This window comes from Hyphomonas sp. UBA3601 (assembly GCF_002375605.1).
In the GTDB taxonomy this organism is placed as follows: domain Bacteria; phylum Pseudomonadota; class Alphaproteobacteria; order Caulobacterales; family Hyphomonadaceae; genus Hyphomonas.
Map to the genome: position 1 here is coordinate 1 of NZ_DFME01000127.1, position 2,671 is coordinate 2,671.

At 59.9% G+C, this 2,671-nt stretch carries 3 protein-coding genes; 1 reads left to right on the top strand and 2 read right to left on the bottom strand.

The window, feature by feature from the left end:
* Nucleotides 1–839: calcium/sodium antiporter (locus B4F73_RS13810; protein ID WP_290483551.1), on the bottom strand; the 839-nt coding region annotated here is incomplete at its 3' end.
* A 261-nt stretch (nt 840–1,100) separates the two neighbouring features.
* Here B4F73_RS13810 and B4F73_RS13815 point away from each other — a divergent pair.
* The gene (locus B4F73_RS13815) at nt 1,101–1,574 is read left to right on the top strand and encodes an NUDIX domain-containing protein (protein WP_290483552.1); all 474 of its coding nucleotides are present in this window, start codon (nt 1,101–1,103) and stop codon (nt 1,572–1,574) included.
* A 357-nt stretch (nt 1,575–1,931) separates the two neighbouring features.
* Here B4F73_RS13815 and B4F73_RS13820 read toward each other — a convergent pair whose 3' ends face one another.
* Nucleotides 1,932–2,582 (bottom strand): CDP-alcohol phosphatidyltransferase family protein, encoded by a 651-nt coding sequence (locus B4F73_RS13820; protein WP_206991286.1) that lies wholly within the window; start codon nt 2,580–2,582, stop codon nt 1,932–1,934.
* Between the last annotated feature and the right edge of the window lie 89 nt (nt 2,583–2,671).

A 2,671-nucleotide genomic window follows, 5' to 3' on the forward strand; every position in this document is an offset into this window, starting at 1 on the left:
AAGGCCATGACCCAGTGGTCATAATGGGTGAAAGTCGGTGCAATCTCAATCGGCCCGAAGAGCGAGATGATGCCGCCCGCCCCGAGGATGTTGAAAACATTGGAGCCTAGTACGTTGCCGATAGCGACCTCGCCATGGCGGCGCAGGGCGGCGGCAATGGCCGCGCCGATCTCCGGCAGGGAGGTCCCGATCGCCAGCAAGGTCAGGCCGATCCATTCCTGCGGCACGTGGTAGAACTCGGCGATTCCAACGCCGCCGGCAATGATCAGGTGCGCACCCAGCACGAGGCCACCAATGCCGAGAACGACATAGGCCAGAGAGCGCGGCAGGCTGAGTTTTGGCGCCTCTTCCAGTTCCACGCCGGGATCTTCGCCCGTCGCAACGGCCTTGCGCGCCATGTAGAAAGTGACAACACAATAAGCGATCAGAATGGCCAGGAACAGAATACCGCCTAATACAGTCAGGGGGCCCATTCCGGTCAGCAGGATCCAGACGGCTGTGGCAACGAGCATCGCCGTCAGCGCGCGGCCCTGCCCGTGACCACCGGCCACGAACGGCATGATCAGCGCGGGAATGCCGAGCACAAGAAAGATGTTCGCTATATTGGAGCCGACAATATTGCCTAACGCGAGACCGGCCCGGTCTTCCAGAGCCGCATTCAGCGACACGACCATTTCAGGGGCCGACGTGCCGAAACCGACAATGAAGATACCGGCAATCAGGGGAGAAACGCCAAGGCGTCGGGCAACGGCAACCGCGCCGTTTACCAGGAAATCCCCCGCAAACGCCATAATAACAAGCCCCCCGATCAGGGCGGCGATCAGGGTTAATTCAGGCATTCGCCAGGCTCGCTTCTAGTCGAGGCGCTTGTATTCAATGAAATTCAGGATGCCGAACACGACCACTATGGAGGCAATGGCGATCAGAGAAGGATGGATCATGGTGCCGTCTCGCTGTTGTTTTCTTGAGCATTTCCATGCTTTGCACCGCTAATAGCGTGCGTTGCACGGCTTGGCGAGCCTCAAACGGCAGGAAGTTTGGCCTCTCTTTGCGTAATTTTTCATATTGGACGCGCTCCTCCCATAGTGTCAGGACACCGCATGCCTTCCCTCAGAACCAGGTTGTTCCACATCTATGCCCGCCTTCGCCGTCCCATGACTCTGGGCGTGCGCGGCCTCGTCGAGAATCCAGACGGAAAGATCCTGCTGGTACGTCACACGTATATTGCAGGCTGGCACATGCCCGGCGGCGGTGTGGAGCGGGGCGAGCCCTGCATCGAGTCGCTCCGCCGGGAAGTGGAGGAAGAAGGCGGCATTCTGTTGAACGGGACCCCGAGCCTGGTCGGGATATTCTCCAATCACGCATCTTTCCCGAATGATCATGTCCTGCTCTATCACATTCCTTCGGGAATATGGACGCAAGGCAAGGCAACGGCGGTCGCCGAGATTGCCGAAACGCGATGGTGCTCGCCGGATGACTTGCCTGACGGAACAACCAACGGCACGCGCCAGAGACTGGTAGAATTCTACGGGAAAGCACCCCTCAGCCCGTATTGGACCGACTCAAAACGCTGAGTTCAGGCACCCGCCATTGCGAGGAAGGCTGGCAGGCACAGGAACATCAGCGCCGCCAGCGCGACAATGACCAGACGGGTCGTGGGAGTGGTGCGTGATCTCATCCACTCCTTGTCTGCCGACATTAAGTCTCAATGCGGGCCATTCGCCGGAAAGTTCGTGATTTTGCTGCCCCATTGGTGCCTCAAGTTTTAACGGAACCTTTGCCATCGCGGATGATTGTAAATGCGTGGTGGGACATGAAAGCAGACACGCCCCATCGCATGAACGGCCCTTCCGGGCGCCAAGGTTGCCCCTCATCCTTGCGCTCGCGAATTGAAATGCGGAACGCTGGCTCTGCCCCTTGGGGCCAGCGTTCTATTTCACCCGGCCGGCTGCTCTCATATATTGTCCGGCCGTCCACCAGGACAGAACCGCCGCCGTCCAGAGCAGTCCGACAACGGCGACCGTGGCCACAATCGCCAAGACTGACGTTCCCGTGGAGACTTCGCCCCCGGCATCCGGGCGCAAGACAGCCAGCGGCAACATAAGGCCGATGATCGCCGCCATCTCAAACCCTGTTTTCCACTTCGCCAGATTAGAGGGCACGATGGCAGAGCGTCCGCGCGGCGTGGCGCGGAACCAGGTCATAAACACATCGCGTGCAATAATCATGGCCGCCGGCACATAGATTAGCCAGGTCTGGAATTTCAGCCCCAGACCCAGCAGGGCCGCCGCGATCAGCAACTTGTCGGCGATGGGGTCCAGCCAGACCCCGAACCGACTGTGCGCGTCCAGCTTGCGGGCAAGCCAGCCATCCAGGAAATCCGTGATTGCCCCGGCCAGGAAAGCAAGGAAGGCAAACTGGAACCAGAGCTGTTGCAGCGTGATCTGCCGGGACACGGCGTCGGCATCAAGTCCATTCGGCAACGGGCTGAGGCGCATAGCCTGCCAGAAACCGACCAGCACAAACCCGGCAAACACACAGCGGGCGATGGTCAACGCATTGGGGAGCCATTTGAAATTCATGGCTGTCACCTGTGCCAGCGCCCGCGCGCCCGCGCAATCATGAAACTGTGGAGCCTCTCGCCTCCCCCCGCCCTACAAGGTGAAAGGCC